Below are 16,011 nucleotides of genomic sequence, written 5' to 3'. Positions count from 1 at the left end.
TGGGAGAAGGTGAAGCCGGGACCGGCCGGCATGACAGGGGGAAGAGGTTGGCGGGATACGGAATATTGTTCCGGGGCGTTCACCAGGCGGTGCAAGGCACCGCGCTGGGCGTCGCGGTGATATTCGGTGTCGGCGAAACCGCGCCGCTCTACGCGCGCGAGCGCGAGATCGTCCAGGCCGCGCCCTATGCGACACTGCGCCAGTCGACGGCGATGGCGCGGGTGCTGTCGATTCAGGAAGGGCGCCCGCTTGACGAGGTGCAAGCCGAGTTTGCCGACATGGCGCCGACGCCGAATTCGGACGCCCTCATTCTGACCGCATCAATCGCGCCGGGGCTGGTCGAAGCCCGCGCGCCGATTGCCGCACCCGACGCTGACGCGAAAACGGCGAAGCCCGCTCCGCTCGTCATCGATTGGAATGCGCCGATCGCGCCTTCGGTCGCTTCCGCAAACGCCGCAACCGGCAAGGCGCGGACAGTCGTGCCGCCAAAGACCGGCGTTGTCCCTGCGACCGCGATCGACGACGCGCTCGCCGAACTGAAGGTCGATGTCGAACGGGCGTTCTGGCTCGGCGATGCCGAAGTTCGACGGCAGTCGGTCATGGCGCACACCGCGGCGGTGCTGGCGCCGAGGGAGGCTGGGTGCGCGGATTGCCTTGCTCCCAAGGCCGCAAAGGTCGCAGCCAAGCGTACCGCGTCGGCATTGCGGCCGAGCGTCGCTGCGCGCAGCAGGAAGGCCGCGACGCGCGGAAGCCCTTCCCATGTCGCGGCGAAGGCTGTTCCAAGCGATCTGAAGCCGAGCCTTGCGGTGCGCTTCGGACCACCGGCCACGATCACGGCGTTCGACCTGCCCGCACTGCCCGCCGACATGGTCAATCTGGCGTGCGTCGTGGCAGCGCAGAATCGGATGGGGCCGCCGTGCTTCGCGATCGGCGGAGTCCAGCGGGTCGGCCGCAAAGCGGCGGCGGGGATGCGCAAATTCCCGGCGTTCGATGGCGACGTTTCGACCGCGCCATGGCTGGGCGACGCCGGTTCGCGCCGCGCGGCGCTCGACGGGCGCCCCGATGCATCGAAGCTCGGCATGGCGTCCGCCGAGCCTGAATATGGCGAGGAAGGTCTCGCCGAAACGGGAGCCGAAGGCACGACCGGTATCGACGGCGCCGATGGTCAGGCCAGCGAAACCGATCTGCTGTCGATCGAGACGCTGCCGCGCGGCGGCCTCGCTTTTTCAGGCGGCTATTCGTCGCTCGAAGGTCCGGTCGGAACGGTCAAGATCGCGCGCACCAACATCGGTGCCCCGGGCCGCGACATCACCGCGTCGGCGCGCTATTCGAAAATCCAGCGGCTGTTCGAACTCGGGCTGGCCGACGCCAATTTCATGGGCAGCAAGGTGTCGCTGGCGCCGACCTTCTTCTACTCGCGATCGACCGCGGTCGGTTTTGACGCCCAAAGCAAATCGTCGGTGTTTCGGCAGACCGCGCGGGGGGTCAATTTCTATGCCGGCAAACCGCTGGCGCGCGGCTTGCGGGTCGCAGCCAATTACCGATATTCGGACGAGGATTTCCTGATCCGCCAGAAAAATGCGCAATGTGACGTGGGGCTGCATGGAAGCCCGTTTTGCAATGCCCTGGGCCGCTCGACCAGTTCGGTCCTGAGCGTCGGCCTTGTCCTTGATCGGCGCGACCGAGCCGTCGATCCCACGCGTGGTTTCCAGCTTCGCCTGACCCCCGAGATCGCGGGACCGGGCGGAACCTCGCGCTATGCCCGGATACGGGTCAGCGGTAATTTTCATCACCGCATCGGTGATATGTTCGACGTTTCGCTCGGCCTGGAGGGCGGGATGATGGAATCGATCGGCGGCCGTACGATCCCGCTGTTTGACCGTTTCTACATCGGCGGCAACAGCATGCGCGGTTTCGACCTTCGCGGGATCGGACCCAAGGTCGTGCCGCTGAAAGCGCCGGTTGCGCCCCCGACGGCGATCGGCGGCCGTGCCTATTATGTCGGTCGGTTGGAAGTCGCGTTCCGGGTCGAGGGCGCGATGCAGAAATTTGGCGTGTCGCCCAGCGTCTTTGTCGACGCCGGATCAGTGTTTGGCGCGTCGAAGAGCGAATTGATCGCGGGTGAGCGGCTGATCGGCAATTCGGCCAAGCCGCGCGTCGCGGTCGGCTTCGGACTGGCATTCAATGCCGGGCCCGGCAAGCTACGCTTCAACATTGCCCAGCCCGTCGTGCGGCAGGACGGCGATCGTTCGAAAAAATTCTCGATCTCTTTGGGAACCGCTTTCTAGCCCTTGCGCACCGCAACCGGACGCCCATCACCCCCGAAATTGTGCAATCGCGGGACAGGCCGATTTTTCGATGTCCCCATCGGGGAATGACGAAAAACCGCGATTTCTGGCACATTAAGTTCGATCGTGGCGCGGGACTTGAGGGGGCGTCAATGGATATGAACGTCATCGGCAAGAGCGGTGTTTTTGCAAGCCGCGCCGAAGCCGGGCTGAGCCGGGGGGCGCAACCGCCCGCCGGTGCACGGAAACTGCGGGCGTTGCATCGCCCATGAGCGCCTCGGCCCGCCCCATCGAGTATGACGCGGCCGAGCCCCTGCCGACGCGGCTTCGCCGTTATCGCGAACAATGCGGCATCAGCCGGTCAGAGCTTGCGATGCGGACCGGCCTCAGCAGACCGACGATCTGGGCGTGGGAGTCGGGCAAGACGCAGCCGCGGCTCAGCAACCTGCGGGTGCTGGCGAGCGTGCTGGGGATATCGCAGCTCGAACTGGTCGGCGGGCTCGAGGCGGCGGTCCCCGATGATGAAGTCGATGTGATGCTGGAGACGGGGTGGGAACATGGCGAAATTCCGGCTGGGCTGGCCAATCCGCAGCGGCTGAGCATCATGATCTACGCGGCGAAGCTCAGCATTGCGGCGCTCGCCGGGATCAAGCCGCAGAATGTGAAAATTTCGATCGAGCTTTGAAGCGCTCAGCCCCGGCTATTGCCGATAGGCGCCGACCCCTTCACCCAGGAACTGGTTGTTCGCCTCGCGTTGCGCCGCCGCCTCGTCGTCATAGAGAAAGGGCAGAAAGGCGTAACGCCGTCCGCGCGCGACCGGCGTCGCTTCGTGCAGCAGGCCGCAACCGAACACGATCGCGCCGCCGGGGGCCGGGCGATAGGTGCGCGTTCCGAATTCGGGGAAGCGCAGCTCGCCGCCGTCGAAATCGTCATTGAGGTTGATCGTGACCGCAAAGCGGCGGTGCGCGGTGCCCATGGTGGTGTTGTCGCGGTGGGCGCGAAAATGGCCGGCGACCGATGCATCGTAACAGGCGACGATGTAGCGTTCCATGCGCGTCGCGTCGAAATTGAACGCGCGCTGGATTACCGGGCGCAGGCAATGGTTCACGCGGGCGCTGAGGGCGCGGCAGAGGGCCTGGTCCTTGATCGTCACATCCGAACGGCGCTTGTGGCCATGATCGATGACCGACACCGTCTTGCCGTCGACTTCGCGCATGAATCCCGAATCCCGTCCGCCTTCGGCGTCGTAAAGCTCGATCAGGCGCTGACAGGTCGCGCGATCAAATACGCGCGGCACCGACAGCACTGGCGCCCAGTCTTCAGGCTTGCCCTCTTCGGCGAGGCGATCGATCAGCGCGAGTGCCTTGTCGGCGTCGGGCAAATGATAGCGTCCCGCGACGCGCAACTGCCGGTCCAGAACCATGATATAAGGCTCGTAATGATCGCTGCCCGAAAGGCTCGCTCCATATGCCTCGCTGACCGCCCGATCGCTGTCGAGGATATAGCGAATACCAGGGATCCGCGTCTTGATCCGTTCTGCCGTGTGGTCTTCGGCATCGACGGTGACGCCGAAAAAGCAGCTGCGCGCGTCGTCGAAGCGCTCGGGGTCGGTTATCAGCTGGTCATGAGCAGCGCGGACGCGATCACGGGCCGCCGACCCCATGAAAAACAGCAAGACGGCTCGTCCGGCCACGGTGTGAAAAGTATATTGCGGGTTGACGTCCAGAACATGCGCCTTGAACCAAGGTGCCGCCGATCCGACAATCGGTTTCGGAATTGAATCCACTGTCGTTGCAGATTGTAACATGAACTTGCCCCTGCCCCCGCGTGATGCCGAAATTTTTTAGCATTAGGGACAAATGCGTACAAGCTATCCCAAAGGCTTAAGCGGCACGACTGTCCCAATTTCGGCGCGTCGGGATCATCATCACTTGCGCCGCACCGAGCATTTTGACCGCGATCAATGACGCGGCGTCCGTCGCCGTGTCTTGTCCCTGTTCCAGCAGGAGATTTGACGTGCGCAATATCTTGATTCACGCCGATGACGGCCCCGGAATGTCCGCGCGACTGGAGAGCGGGCTGGCGATCGGGCGGCGGCACCGATCGCATCTGGATCTGGTGATCAGCTCGCCGTTTCAGCAGTTTATCGCAACCGACCCGTTTGGCGGCATGTATCTGGCGGGCGAGCAGCTGGCCAAGGCGCAGGCGGCCGATGCAGCGCTCGACCGGCGGTTGCGCGCCGACCTGGAACGCGAAGATGTGCCATGGGAGGTGACGCGGGCCGATGGCGACGTCCTGGCGACGCTGACGCTGGCCGCGACGCTGGCCGATCTCGTCATCGTCTCGCTCGGCACCGCCGATCGGCGCCGCAGCTTTACGCCGCCGATGATGGCGGGCGACCTCGCGATGGCGGTGCCTGCACCGGTGCTTGCTATCCCCGAACCCTGTGGTCCGATCGACCTCGATGCGCCGGTGATGATCGCGTGGAATGGCAGTCCGCAGGCCGCGCACGCGCTGCGCGCTGCGGTGCCGCTGATGCGCGACGCGGCGCAGGTGATCATGGTCATGGTCGGTGAGGAGGAGGGGCTGGTCGCCGCCGACGATGCGCTGCGTTACCTGTCGCGCCACGAACGCCATGCCGAGCTACGCCACGTCGAGCGCGGGGTCGAAACGATCGAGGAGGCGCTCGAACGGACCGCGTGCGACATCGGTGCCGGGCTGATCGTGATGGGCGCATTCGGCCATACCCGGCTGCGCGAGACGTTTTTTGGCGGGGTAACCCGATATTTGCTGGAATCGGCGCCAGCGCCGTTGCTGCTGATGCACTGATCGCTACTGGCGGCTCGGCTTTCCAAAATCGCCGCGCTGTTGTACGGCGGCGGCATGACCGATTGTTCTGCCTGCGTCGTTCGCAACCGCGCCATTTGCGCGAGCCTGAACGCGACGGAAATTCTGGCGCTCGGCAAGATGGGGCGCAAACAAAAGGTTCGCCAGGGGCAGACCTTGCTGTGGGAGGGTGATGGCGCACCGGTTGTCGCCAATGTCCTGACCGGCGTGTTGAAGCTGGTCGTCTCGACCGCCGATGGCCGCGAGCAGATTGTCGGGGTGGTGTTCCCGTCCGACTTCATCGGTCGCCCGTTCGGCAAGGAAAGCCCCTATAGCGTCACCGCGATGACCGATGCCGAGGTGTGCATTTTCAACCGCAACAATTTTGACGAATTTGCGAGCTCGCACCCCGACCTTCAGCAGAAATTGCTGCGCCGCACGCTCGACGAGCTCGATCGCGCGCGGCACTGGATGATGCTGCTCGGCCGCAAGTCGGCGTCGGAGAAGGTTGCGTCGTTCCTGCTCGAAATGTCCGAGCGCTTGTCGGGGCAGGGATGCGACGCGACGCTGCCCAAGGGCGGCTTCGAGCTACCTTTCGGACGCCAGCAGATCGCCGATATCCTGGGGCTGACGATCGAGACGACCAGCCGCCAGCTGACCAAGATGCGCGGCGAAGGCGTGCTCGACCTGCCGTCACGCCGCGAGATCGTGATCAACGACCGCGCGGCGATGGAGGCGATGGCGGGCTGACCCGCCGCGTCAGAAGCGGAAAGCAAGCCCGGCGCTGACGACCCAAGGGTCGAGCCTGTGTCGCGTGCGCAGCACCTCGGCCGGACCGGCGAACCAGCGCGCGGTCGAGCGCATGATATAGCGTTTGGCGTCGAAGGTCACCGACAGCCCCTTGGCGTTCACCGGGACATCGACCCCGGCCTGAAACGCCACGCCCAGCGAATCGCTCATCTTTTGCTTTGTCGCACCCAGCGCGACCGCCGTCGCACCCGGCTTTTCGTCGATGAAGATGAAATAGCTGGGACCGACGCCGACATAGGGCTTGATTCCGGTGTCTGTTCCGAAATGATATTTCAGCGTCAGCGTCGCCGGGACGATATTCGCATTCGATACCAGACCCGCACCGGCCAGGGCGCCGCGGCCCACGACATCATGCTGGGTGACGCCTGCGATCGTTTCGACGGAGATATTGTCGGCGACGAAATATTCGACCGCGACCGTCGGCACGACATTGTCGTCCGCCTTGGTCTGGGTGCCCGCGGGCAGGCCGATCGCATCGAGCTTCACATCCTTGATCTTGCCATCGGGCGCCACATAGGTCGCGAGCAGCTTGAACTGGACGTTGCCGCTTTTCGCAGCCGCTTGCCCGGGCACCGCCAGCGCTACGGCCAGCGCGGCGAGGGAGAGATATCGGGTTGTCATGGGTATTGGCTCCTGTTGTTGATGGAGCCGTCCCTGCGCCGCCGCGCGCCGCGCCGCATTGATGAAGCGCAAGCAATTTGTTGATCCCGATCAATGTTTCAGCGGTCCGCCGCGTCCATGAGCGACCCGAAGCGCGGCGCGCGAGCCGCACCAAGCGGGGACAAGCATATGGACGGTCTGGTAATCAAGGCGGGCGGCTGGCTGGCGCTGGCGCTGCTGGCGCTGGTGATGGCGGCACTCGCGGTCGATGCGCCCTTCGCGGTGCATATGGGCATCGTCGCCGTCGCGGCGCTGGCCGTGCTGTGGGCGACCGTTTCGCAGGCCGATTATGGCGCGATGGCGCGGGGGTTGCTCAAAATGCCCGCCAGCGAGAGCGTCTATGATGACGATCCCGTGCGCTGGGGCGTCATTGCGACGCTGTTCTGGGGTATCGCCGGCATGGGGGCGGGGCTGTTCATCGCGCTCCAGCTCGCCTTCCCGGCGCTCAACTTCAACCTCGAATATACGACCTTCGGGCGGCTGCGCCCGCTGCACACGTCGGCGGTGATCTTTGCGTTCGGCGGCAATGCGCTGATCGCGACGAGCTTTTACGTTGTTCAGCGCACCTGCCGCGCGCGGCTCGCTTTCCCCAAACTCGCCCGCTTTGTGTTCTGGGGGTATCAGCTGTTCATCGTCCTCGCCGCTACCGGCTATCTGATGGGCGTCACCGCGGCGAAGGAATATGCCGAGCCCGAATGGTATGTCGACCTGTGGCTCACCATTGTCTGGGTAGCTTATCTGGCGGTGTTCGTCGGCACGATCGTCAAGCGCCGCGAGCCGCACATCTATGTCGCGAACTGGTTCTACCTCAGCTTCATCATCACCATCGCGATGCTGCACATCGTCAATAATCTGTCGATGCCCGCCAGCATACTCGGGTCGAAAAGCTACGCCGCCTTTGCCGGGGTGCAGGATGCGCTGACCCAATGGTGGTACGGGCATAATGCCGTCGGTTTCTTCCTGACCGCGGGCTTCCTCGCGATGATGTATTATTTCGTCCCGAAGCAGGCCGAACGGCCCGTGTACAGCTATCGCCTTTCGATCATCCACTTCTGGTCTTTGATCTTCCTCTACATCTGGGCGGGGCCGCATCACCTCCACTATACCGCGCTGCCCGACTGGGCGCAGACGCTGGGCATGGTCTTTTCGATCATGCTGTGGATGCCCAGCTGGGGCGGGATGATCAACGGCCTGATGACGCTCAACGGCGCGTGGGACAAGATCCGCACCGACCCGATCATCCGCATGATGGTGATGGCACTCGCCTTCTACGGCATGAGCACCTTCGAAGGCCCGATGATGTCGATCAAATGGGTCAACTCGATGTCGCACTATACCGACTGGACGATCGGTCACGTCCATTCGGGCGCGCTCGGGTGGAACGGCATGATCACCTTTGCCTGCGTCTATTATCTGGTGCCGCGCCTGTGGGGCCGCGAGCGGCTCTACAGCCTGCGCATGGTCAATTGGCACTTCTGGCTCGCGACGGTCGGGATCGTTTTCTACGCCGCGTCGATGTGGGTCGCGGGCATCATGCAGGGGCTGATGTGGCGTGAATATGGGGCCGACGGATACCTCGTCTACAGCTTTGCCGAAAGCGTCGCGGCGATGCACCCGATGTACCTGATCCGCGCCGCGGGCGGGGCGATGTATCTCGCCGGGTTCCTGATCATGATCGTCAACGTCTGGGCGACACTCGCCGGGCGGGTCCGCGCCGAAAAGCCGATGACCGAAACCCCTTACAATGCCGCTGCCGACCGCCCGTTGGTCGCTGTCCCCGCCGAATAAGGAGCCGCATGATGGCCACCCAACCCGCCGAAAAGCGCCTCAGCCACAAAAAGCTCGAACGCAATGTGACGCTGCTCGGCTTCTTCTCGCTGATCGCCGTCACCATCGGCGGCATCGTCGAGATCGCACCCTTGTTCTGGATCGACAATACGATCGAGAAAGTCGACGGCATGCGCCCCTATACCCCGCTCGAGCTGGCGGGCCGCAACATCTATATGCGCGAGGGCTGCTATACCTGTCACAGCCAGATGATCCGCCCGTTTCGCGACGAGGTCGAACGCTATGGTCATTACAGCCTGGCCGCCGAGAGCATGTACGATCACCCCTTCCAATGGGGATCGAAGCGCACCGGACCAGACCTCGCGCGCGTCGGCGGACGCTATTCGGACGAGTGGCACAAGGCGCATCTGATCGACCCGCGCAGCGTGGTGCCGGAATCGATCATGCCGCCCTACGCCTTCCTCGCCGAGCGCGACCTTTATGTCGGCGACATGCGGAACGACCTCACCGCACTGTCGCGCGTCGGTGTGCCGTACAGCAAGGAAGCAATCGCCGCCGCGAACGACGATATGAACGCGCAGGTCGATCCGGCCGCGGGCGTCGAACTGCAAAAGCGCTATCCCAAGGCGCAGGTGCGCGATTTCGACGGCAATCCCGACCGCCTGACCGAAATGGATGCGCTGATCGCCTATCTCCAGATGCTCGGCACGCTCGTCGATGTCGAAAAAGCCGCGCCGCAGGAACAGGGCGCTGCGCCAGAGGAGGTGAAGCGGTGAACTACAACGACCTGCGCCATTTCGCCGACAGCTGGGGGCTGCTCGCGATGACCATCCTGTTCCTTGGCCTGGTTGCCTGGCCGTTCCGCAAGGGCGCCCGCCGCCGCAACGAAGAGGCCGCAACGATGATCTTCAAGGACGACGACCATGGCTGACAAAAAGCGTATCGACGAGGCCACCGGTACCAGCACCGTCGGCCATGAATGGGATGGTATCGAGGAACTCGACACGCCAATGCCGCGCTGGTGGCTGTGGACCTTTTACGCCTCGATCGTCTGGGCGGCGGGCTATGTCGTCCTCTACCCGGCCTGGCCGATGCTCAACAGCGCGACGCAGGGCGTGCTGGGGTGGACCAGCCGTGGCGCGCTCGACCGCGAGATGGAGGCGCAAGCGGCGCGCCGCGCGCCGATCAACAGCGCCATCGCTGCAACGGCGCTGACCGACCTGCCTGCAAAGCCCGAACTGATGCAGGCGGCGGTGCAGGGCGGAGCCGCCGCTTTCCGCGTCCATTGCGTCCAGTGCCATGGTGCGGGCGGCGCGGGGGTCAAGAAACTCTACCCCAGCCTGACCGACGATGACTGGCTGTGGGGCGGCGACCTCGCGAGCATCGAATATACGATCGCGCACGGGATCCGGAACCCCGATCACAAGGCGACGCGGACCAGTCAGATGCCCGCCTTCGGACGTGACGGGATTCTCGATGCGGCGCAGATTGCCGATGTCGTCAGCCATGTTCGCGTGATCAGCGGGCAGGAAAAACCGGGCGCGGCGGCCGCGCGCGGTAATACGCTGTTCCAGGCGAATTGCGCGGTCTGCCACGGCGCCACGGGTGCGGGCGATCGCACCGTGGGCGCGCCAAAGCTGACCGACGCCGTCTGGCTCTACGGCGGCGATCGCGACAGCCTGACCGCGACGATCGTGCAACCCCGCAACGGGGTGATGCCGCGCTGGGCGCACCGGATCGACCCGGTAACGGTCAAGATGCTCGCGACCTATGTCTATTCGCTCGGTGGCGGCGAAAAAGCCGCGCCACAGGTGGCGACCGATGAAGGGCAGGGAGCCGATGGCCAGCCCTGACGACCTGACCGGCGAAAACGCGCCGCTCTATGCGGCGCGCAAAGGCGTCTATCCCAAAAAGGTCGATGGCGCGTTTCGCCGCTTCAAATGGGCGGTCATGGGGATCACGCTCGCCATATATTATGGCACGCCATGGATCCGCTGGGACCGCGGACCCTATGCGCCCGACCAGGCGGTGCTCGTCGATCTGGCGAACCGGCGTTTCTACATGTTCCAGATCGAAATCTGGCCGCATGAATTTTACTATGTCGCGGGCCTGCTCATCATGGCGGGGATCGGGCTGTTCCTCGTCACCAGCGCGGTGGGGCGCGCCTGGTGCGGCTATGCCTGTCCGCAGACGGTATGGACCGACCTGTTCCAGCATGTTGACCGGCTGGTCGATGGCGACCGCAACGCACAGATACGGTTGGCGAACGGCCCATGGACGCTGGAGAAGGTTTCCAAGCGGACGGTCAAATATCTGATCTATCTGACCATCGCCTTTTGGACCGGCGGCGCGTGGATCATGTATTTCGCCGACGCGCCGACGTTGACGGTGGATTTCTGGACCGGGCAGGCGGCACCCATTGCCTATGGCACCGTCGCGGTGCTGACCGCGACGACCTTTGTCCTCGGCGGCTTCATGCGCGAACAGGTGTGCATCTATATGTGCCCCTGGCCGCGCATCCAGACCGCGATGATGGACGAAAAATCGTTGCTCGTGACGTACAAGGACTGGCGCGGCGAGCCGCGCGGGAGCGTCAAGAAGGCGCAGGCGCACCCCGGCGCGTTTGGCGACTGCATCGACTGCAACCAGTGCGTCGCGGTGTGCCCGACGGGCATCGATATTCGCGAAGGGCCGCAGATTGGCTGCATCACCTGCGCGCTGTGCATCGATGCCTGCGACGATGTCATGGGCCAGATCGGGCGGACGCGCGGGTTGATCGACTATTGCACGCTCGACGATGCCGCGGTCGAAAAGGCGGGCGGCGTTGGCAAGCCGGTGATGAAGACGCTGCTCCGCCCGCGCACCCTGATCTATTTCGGTATCTGGTGCGCGATCGGCGCTGCCATGCTGTTTTCGCTCGGTCAGCGCACGCGGCTCGACCTCGCGGTGCAGCACGAGCGCAGCCCGCTCTATGTCCAGCTGTCGGACGGCCACATTCGCAACAATTACACGCTGAAATTGCGCAACATGGAAACTCGCCCGCGCCGCGTGGCGGTGACGGTCGATGGCCTCGCGGGGGCGGCGGTTTGGACCGAAAACGGATCGCGCGAGACCGCCACCCGGCGCGTCGAGATCGCGCTCGCACCCGACAGCGTGACCCGCGTGAAATTGTTCGTTGCGGCGCCGGGCGAGGGTCCGGCGCGGCAGGATTTCACCATCGCAACGCGCGGCCTTGACGGCGACCCGCGCGGCGACAGCGATATCATCCAGTTCGATCGGCCGGAGGCAGGGCAATGACAGGCAAACCGATGCGGGGGGGCTTTACCGGGCGGCACATGGCCGCGATCCTCGTCAGCTTCTTTGCCGTGGTCATCGCGGTCAATTTCACGATGGCGCGGTTCGCGATGTCGACCTTCGGCGGCAAGGTGGTCGAAAACAGCTATGTTGCGAGCCAGCACTATAATGTCTGGCTGGCGCGCGCCGCGGCGCAGGACCGGCTGGGATGGACACCGCACGTCTCGCTCGATGCCGGTCGCCATGTCCGCCTCGAAATTCGCAAGGACGGCCGAGCACTGGTGGGCCTGCGCGTCGCCGCGACCGCCAGCCATCCGCTCGGGCGCACCGCCCCCGCCACCCTCCGGTTCGAAGCGGTGGCGGATGGCGCGTGGCGCTCGGTCGAGCCGCTGGCGATAGGGCGCCAGCGGCTCGACATCGTCGTCGGTCAGGGGACCGACGAGGCGCGCTACCGGATGGACATGCAATGACCGCCGCCGCTTTGATCGAACGCGATTTCGCCGTCCCCGACATTCGCTGCGCGGGATGTATTGCCAAGCTGGAGCAGGGGCTGGTTCGCGATCGGCGGATTGCAGCGGCGCGCGTGAATTTCACCGAAAAGCGCGTCCACCTGTCCTGCGTCCCCGATGCCGAAATGCCCGATCTGATCGGCGCGTTCACGACGCTGGGGTTCGAGGCGCACCCGATCGGCGATGCGTTGGGCGATGCCGATCCGGCGGCGGCAGACAGCCGCGAACTGCTCCGCGCGGTTGCCGTTTCCGGCTTCGCGATGATGAACATCATGCTGCTTTCAGTATCGGTGTGGTCGGGGGCATCGGGCGCGACGCGCGACCTGTTTCACTGGCTGTCGGCGATGATCGCGCTGCCGACGATCGCCTATGCCGGGCGGCCCTTCTTCCGCTCGGCGTGGCGCGCGCTGCGTCATCGTCAGACGAACATGGACGTGCCGATCAGCATCGGCGTCCTCATCACCACCGGGCTCAGCCTGTTCGAGACCGCGACCAGCGGCCCGCACGCCTATTTCGACGGCGTCGTCATGCTGCTGTTTTTCCTGCTCTGTGGTCGCTGGCTGGACAGCGTGATGCGCGACCGCGCGCGCGGCGGCGTCACGGCTTTGCTGCGCAACATGGGCACCGGCGCGATGGTGCTGGGAGACGACGGCAAAAGCCGCTGGACCGATGCCACCGCGCTCGAGCCCGGCATGGTCATGCTGGTGGCCGCGGGCGAGCGGCTCGCCGCCGACGGCGCGGTCCTTCGCGGCACAAGTCGGCTCGATCTGTCGCTGCTCACTGGCGAAAGCGCGCCGCAACTGGTCCGCGTCGATGACCGAGTCCACGCCGGTACGCTCAATCTCGATGCGCCGATCGAGGTCCGGGTGTCGGCGGTCGGCGGCGACACCGCGCTGGCCGACATCGCGCGCCTGATGGGCGAGGCGGCGCAGGGCAAGTCGCGCTACGTTCGCATCGCCGACCGCGCGGCCAGGCTCTACGCTCCCGCGGTTCATGCGCTGGCGCTGATCGCCTTCATCGGCTGGATGATGGTCGGGGCGGGGTGGCATCACAGCCTGCTGATCGCGGTTGCGGTGCTGATCATCACTTGTCCCTGCGCACTCGGGCTGGCCGTCCCCGCAGCGCAGATCGTCGCGGCGGGGGCGTTGATGCGCGTCGGGGTGCTGATCAAGGACGGGTCGGCGCTCGAACGATTGGCCGAGGTGGACCGGGCCATGATCGACAAGACCGGTACGCTGACGCTCGGCCGTCCCGAGGCGCGCGATCTCGAACGCCTCGACCCCCAGCTTCAGTCGCTCGCGCTGGCGCTGGCGCAGGCGAGCCGCCATCCGCTGAGCGAAGCATTGACGCGCGGCCTGCAAGCGCTCGACGTCGCGCGCGCCGATGTCCATTTGGTCCGTGAAACACCGGGATTTGGCGTCGAGGCAAAGTGGGGCGATCGCGTCGTGACCCTCGGCCGTCCAAATGATCCGGTCGCGGGCGACGCCCTCGCAACGCAGCTGTCGATCGATGGCGCACTCGCCGCGACCATCCGTTTCGCCGATCGCTTGCGTCCCGATGCGCGCGCCGCGATGGACGCGCTGCGTACCGACGGCATCGACGTGTCGATCCTCAGCGGCGATCGCGCCGCCGCGGTGGCGCCGGTCGCCCGCGAACTGGCGATGACCGCTCAAACCGGCATGAGCCCGCAGGACAAGCTGGCGGCGCTCGCGCGGCAAAGCGCGGCGCACAAGGTGCTGATGATCGGCGACGGATTGAACGACGGTCCGGCGCTCGCGGCGGGGCACGCATCGATGGCGCCGGGTTCGGCCAGCGATGTCGGGAAAAATGCCGCCGACTGCATTTTTCTCGGCGACCGGTTGATGCCGGTCGTCGCGGCGCTGCGCATGGCGCGGCGCACGCAGGCGATCGTCCGGCAGAATTTCGCGCTCGCGATCGGTTATAATGTGATCGCGGTGCCGCTGGCCTTCCTCGGCTATGTCACCCCGCTTGTCGCGGCGCTCGCGATGTCGGGGTCATCGCTGATCGTCGTCGGCAATGCGATGCGGCTCAAAAGGGCGATCCGGTGAACGGCCTCGCGCTGCTAATCCCGATCGCGCTCGGGCTGGGGCTGCTCGGGCTTGCGGCCTTTTTCTGGTCGCTGCGCCGCGGCCAGTTCGATGACCTCGATGGTGCGGCGCTGCGCATCTTTGTCGAGGATGAAGAGGAGGGGGCGGTATGATCGGCCGCGCCTTCGCGTCGCTGGCCGGCGCAACCGCGCTCGCATTGACGCCGCTGACGGTCGATGCCCGGATGCTCATCATTCCCGATTGCGGCGGCGGTCGCCACATGCTGCTGGTGCCGGACGGATCGGACAAGCCGGGCAGTGAAAGCTGCGCCAAGGCGTGTCACGCAATGACCGATCGGCGCAGCAAATCGGCAGGCGTTCGGAAGGGCTGTTGCTGATGACGCCGTTGATCTGCGTCAATGCGTTCGCGCGCGCCTCCGCCTAATTGCCCGCTATGTGGAGTTATCACCCCGATCTGCTGGCCACGCCGGTTCCGCGCTACACCAGCTATCCGACCGCAGTCGAATTTACCGACGCCGTCGGCGCTGACGATTACGCGGCGGCGCTCGACCGGATCGCCTCGGCGACCCCCGTCTCGCTTTACGTCCACATCCCGTTCTGCGACCAGATCTGCTGGTATTGCGGCTGTAACACCGGCGCCGCGAACCGGACCCAGCGCCTCGCCGATTATCTGACCGCGCTCCGCTCGGAAATCGCCATGGTCGCCAAACGTCTCGGCGGCCGCGCGCGGGTTCAGCGGATCGCGTTCGGCGGCGGCAGCCCCAACGCCATCGCGCCGGTCGATTTTGTGCGTCTGCTCGACCGTATCCTGACCGTGTTTGACGCCAGCAACCCTGATATTTCGATCGAGATCGACCCGCGCGGTTTTTCCGCCGACTGGGCGCGCGTCCTCGCGGCCTCGTCCGTGGGGCGCGTCAGTCTGGGGGTGCAGACCTTCGCGCCGCAGCTCCAGCAGGCGATCGGACGGATCCAGCCGCTCGCCGACATCGAAAATGCGGTGGCCAGCCTGCGCTTGCGTGGGATCGACGCGATCAATTTCGACCTGATGTACGGCCTCCCCGGGCAAAGCCTTGCCGATCTTGACGAAACCCTCGACGAAACGATCCGCCTCGCACCCAGCCGCGTCGCGCTGTTCGGCTATGCGCATCTGCCCGCCATGATTCCGCGCCAGCGCCGGATCGACGCCAGCAATCTGCCCGATCAAAAGCTCCGCTTCGAACAGGCGGCGCTCGGTTTCGACCGGCTGACCGCGGCGGGCTATGTCCCGGTCGGCTTCGACCATTTTGCGCTGCCCACCGACACGCTCGCCATCGCGGCGGGCGAGGGACGGGTGAACCGCAACTTCCAGGGCTTCACCGACGACGACACCGACGTCCTGCTTGGCTTTGGCGCCAGCGCGATCAGCAAATTTCCCGACCTGATCGTCCAGAATGAAAAGCGCGCGGGTCCTTATCGCGACCTGATCGGCGGAGGGCATTTGACTGCGACGCGTGGCGTCGCGGTGGATGCTTATGAACGCCAGCGCGCAGCGATCATCCGCGAGCTGCTGTGCCGCGGCAGGGCATCGATCGACTGGCGGCTCAGCCCTGCGGCGCACATCGCAATGCGCGATTTCGAGCGGCGCGGCCTGGTCGCCTGGCACGGCGATGAACTGGTCGTCGACGCGTCCGGTCGCCCCTACGCCCGCCACATCGCGGCGCAGTTCGACCGGGTTCGGGGTGCCGTTCGGGCCACCGAATGATCACCATGGGCTGCCCGGCGCCGTCGC

At 65.3% G+C, this 16,011-nt stretch carries 17 protein-coding genes; 15 read left to right on the top strand and 2 right to left on the bottom strand.

Features of this window, described 5'->3' with window-relative positions:
* The first annotated feature begins 65 nt into the window (after window positions 1-65).
* The 3 genes from G9408_RS06265 (at window position 66) to G9408_RS06260 (ending at window position 2,973) form a co-directional block, all read left to right on the top strand.
* Entirely contained in the window at window positions 66-2,288 is a 2,223-nt protein-coding gene (locus tag G9408_RS06265; RefSeq protein WP_168453134.1) for a BamA/OMP85 family outer membrane protein, read from the top strand.
* An 86-nt stretch (window positions 2,289-2,374) separates the two neighbouring features.
* Window positions 2,375-2,560, top strand: a complete 186-nt coding sequence (locus G9408_RS16460; protein ID WP_210423188.1) for a hypothetical protein — start codon at window positions 2,375-2,377, stop codon at window positions 2,558-2,560.
* Window positions 2,557-2,973: a helix-turn-helix domain-containing protein gene (locus G9408_RS06260; RefSeq protein WP_137869255.1), complete on the top strand. Its 417-nt coding sequence runs from the start codon at window positions 2,557-2,559 to the stop codon at window positions 2,971-2,973. The genes G9408_RS16460 and G9408_RS06260 overlap by 4 nt, the downstream gene beginning before the upstream one ends.
* A gap of 15 nt (window positions 2,974-2,988) precedes the next feature.
* Here the strand turns inward: G9408_RS06260 and G9408_RS06255 are convergent, their stop codons facing one another.
* Entirely contained in the window at window positions 2,989-4,074 is a 1,086-nt protein-coding gene (locus G9408_RS06255) for a 2OG-Fe(II) oxygenase (protein WP_328804392.1), read from the bottom strand.
* 230 nt (window positions 4,075-4,304) lie between these two features.
* Here G9408_RS06255 and G9408_RS06250 point away from each other — a divergent pair, with 230 nt between their 5' ends.
* Window positions 4,305-5,117 (top strand): universal stress protein, encoded by an 813-nt coding sequence (locus tag G9408_RS06250; protein ID WP_168453132.1) that lies wholly within the window; start codon window positions 4,305-4,307, stop codon window positions 5,115-5,117.
* A gap of 54 nt (window positions 5,118-5,171) precedes the next feature.
* The gene (locus tag G9408_RS06245; RefSeq protein WP_120216679.1) at window positions 5,172-5,864 is read left to right on the top strand and encodes a Crp/Fnr family transcriptional regulator; all 693 of its coding nucleotides are present in this window, start codon (window positions 5,172-5,174) and stop codon (window positions 5,862-5,864) included.
* Window positions 5,865-5,873: 9 nt separating this feature from the next.
* Here the strand turns inward: G9408_RS06245 and G9408_RS06240 are convergent, their stop codons facing one another.
* Window positions 5,874-6,545 carry an OmpW/AlkL family protein gene (locus G9408_RS06240; RefSeq protein WP_168453131.1) on the bottom strand — a complete coding sequence of 224 codons (672 nt, stop codon included), beginning with the start codon at window positions 6,543-6,545 and terminating at the stop codon, window positions 5,874-5,876.
* A gap of 168 nt (window positions 6,546-6,713) precedes the next feature.
* On the opposite strand from G9408_RS06240, the gene ccoN reads away from it, so the two are divergent.
* The 10 genes from ccoN to hemN are packed head-to-tail and all read left to right on the top strand — an operon-like array spanning window position 6,714 to window position 15,984.
* On the top strand, window positions 6,714-8,372 hold the full coding sequence (gene ccoN, locus G9408_RS06235) for a cytochrome-c oxidase, cbb3-type subunit I (RefSeq protein ID WP_168453130.1): 1,659 nt from the start codon (window positions 6,714-6,716) through the stop codon (window positions 8,370-8,372).
* 11 nt (window positions 8,373-8,383) lie between these two features.
* Window positions 8,384-9,148, top strand: a complete 765-nt coding sequence (gene ccoO, locus G9408_RS06230) for a cytochrome-c oxidase, cbb3-type subunit II (protein WP_168453129.1) — start codon at window positions 8,384-8,386, stop codon at window positions 9,146-9,148.
* Entirely contained in the window at window positions 9,145-9,303 is a 159-nt protein-coding gene (locus tag G9408_RS06225) for a cbb3-type cytochrome oxidase subunit 3 (RefSeq protein ID WP_168453128.1), read from the top strand. Before ccoO ends, G9408_RS06225 begins: the two co-directional genes overlap by 4 nt.
* Window positions 9,296-10,225 (top strand): cytochrome-c oxidase, cbb3-type subunit III, encoded by a 930-nt coding sequence (ccoP, locus tag G9408_RS06220; RefSeq protein WP_168453127.1) that lies wholly within the window; start codon window positions 9,296-9,298, stop codon window positions 10,223-10,225. Before G9408_RS06225 ends, ccoP begins: the two co-directional genes overlap by 8 nt.
* Window positions 10,212-11,669, top strand: coding sequence for a cytochrome c oxidase accessory protein CcoG (gene ccoG, locus G9408_RS06215; RefSeq protein WP_168453126.1), 1,458 nt, complete (start codon window positions 10,212-10,214; stop codon window positions 11,667-11,669). The genes ccoP and ccoG overlap by 14 nt, the downstream gene beginning before the upstream one ends.
* Window positions 11,666-12,136 (top strand): FixH family protein, encoded by a 471-nt coding sequence (locus G9408_RS06210; protein WP_235957483.1) that lies wholly within the window; start codon window positions 11,666-11,668, stop codon window positions 12,134-12,136. Before ccoG ends, G9408_RS06210 begins: the two co-directional genes overlap by 4 nt.
* Entirely contained in the window at window positions 12,133-14,244 is a 2,112-nt protein-coding gene (locus G9408_RS06205; RefSeq protein ID WP_168453125.1) for a heavy metal translocating P-type ATPase, read from the top strand. The genes G9408_RS06210 and G9408_RS06205 overlap by 4 nt, the downstream gene beginning before the upstream one ends.
* Window positions 14,241-14,396 (top strand): cbb3-type cytochrome oxidase assembly protein CcoS, encoded by a 156-nt coding sequence (gene ccoS, locus G9408_RS06200; RefSeq protein WP_168453124.1) that lies wholly within the window; start codon window positions 14,241-14,243, stop codon window positions 14,394-14,396. Before G9408_RS06205 ends, ccoS begins: the two co-directional genes overlap by 4 nt.
* Entirely contained in the window at window positions 14,393-14,620 is a 228-nt protein-coding gene (locus G9408_RS06195) for a hypothetical protein (RefSeq protein ID WP_168453123.1), read from the top strand. The genes ccoS and G9408_RS06195 overlap by 4 nt, the downstream gene beginning before the upstream one ends.
* A gap of 56 nt (window positions 14,621-14,676) precedes the next feature.
* Entirely contained in the window at window positions 14,677-15,984 is a 1,308-nt protein-coding gene (gene hemN, locus G9408_RS06190; RefSeq protein WP_168453122.1) for an oxygen-independent coproporphyrinogen III oxidase, read from the top strand.
* Window positions 15,985-16,011 lie beyond the last annotated feature (27 nt).

It is taken from the genome of Sphingopyxis microcysteis (assembly GCF_012274265.1).
Taxonomy (GTDB): Bacteria; Pseudomonadota; Alphaproteobacteria; order Sphingomonadales; family Sphingomonadaceae; genus Sphingopyxis; species Sphingopyxis microcysteis.
Note: the sequence above shows the minus strand (reverse complement) of the source record. Positions and strands in the feature narration are given on the sequence as shown.

What these genes read in the sequence shown, in the direction of transcription:
- G9408_RS16460 (WP_210423188.1), top strand. Translation starts at nt 2,375, where the DNA reads ATGACGAAAAACCGCGATTTCTGGCACATTAAGTTCGATCGTGGCGCG.
- G9408_RS06260 (WP_137869255.1), top strand. Translation starts at nt 2,557, where the DNA reads ATGAGCGCCTCGGCCCGCCCCATCGAGTATGACGCGGCCGAGCCCCTG.
- G9408_RS06245 (WP_120216679.1), top strand. Translation starts at nt 5,172, where the DNA reads ATGACCGATTGTTCTGCCTGCGTCGTTCGCAACCGCGCCATTTGCGCG.
- G9408_RS06240 (WP_168453131.1), bottom strand. Translation starts at nt 6,545, where the DNA reads ATGACAACCCGATATCTCTCCCTCGCCGCGCTGGCCGTAGCGCTGGCG.
- ccoN (WP_168453130.1), top strand. Translation starts at nt 6,714, where the DNA reads ATGGACGGTCTGGTAATCAAGGCGGGCGGCTGGCTGGCGCTGGCGCTG.
- ccoO (WP_168453129.1), top strand. Translation starts at nt 8,384, where the DNA reads ATGGCCACCCAACCCGCCGAAAAGCGCCTCAGCCACAAAAAGCTCGAA.
- ccoP (WP_168453127.1), top strand. Translation starts at nt 9,296, where the DNA reads ATGGCTGACAAAAAGCGTATCGACGAGGCCACCGGTACCAGCACCGTC.
- ccoG (WP_168453126.1), top strand. Translation starts at nt 10,212, where the DNA reads ATGGCCAGCCCTGACGACCTGACCGGCGAAAACGCGCCGCTCTATGCG.
- G9408_RS06210 (WP_235957483.1), top strand. Translation starts at nt 11,666, where the DNA reads ATGACAGGCAAACCGATGCGGGGGGGCTTTACCGGGCGGCACATGGCC.
- G9408_RS06205 (WP_168453125.1), top strand. Translation starts at nt 12,133, where the DNA reads ATGACCGCCGCCGCTTTGATCGAACGCGATTTCGCCGTCCCCGACATT.
- G9408_RS06195 (WP_168453123.1), top strand. Translation starts at nt 14,393, where the DNA reads ATGATCGGCCGCGCCTTCGCGTCGCTGGCCGGCGCAACCGCGCTCGCA.
- hemN (WP_168453122.1), top strand. Translation starts at nt 14,677, where the DNA reads ATGTGGAGTTATCACCCCGATCTGCTGGCCACGCCGGTTCCGCGCTAC.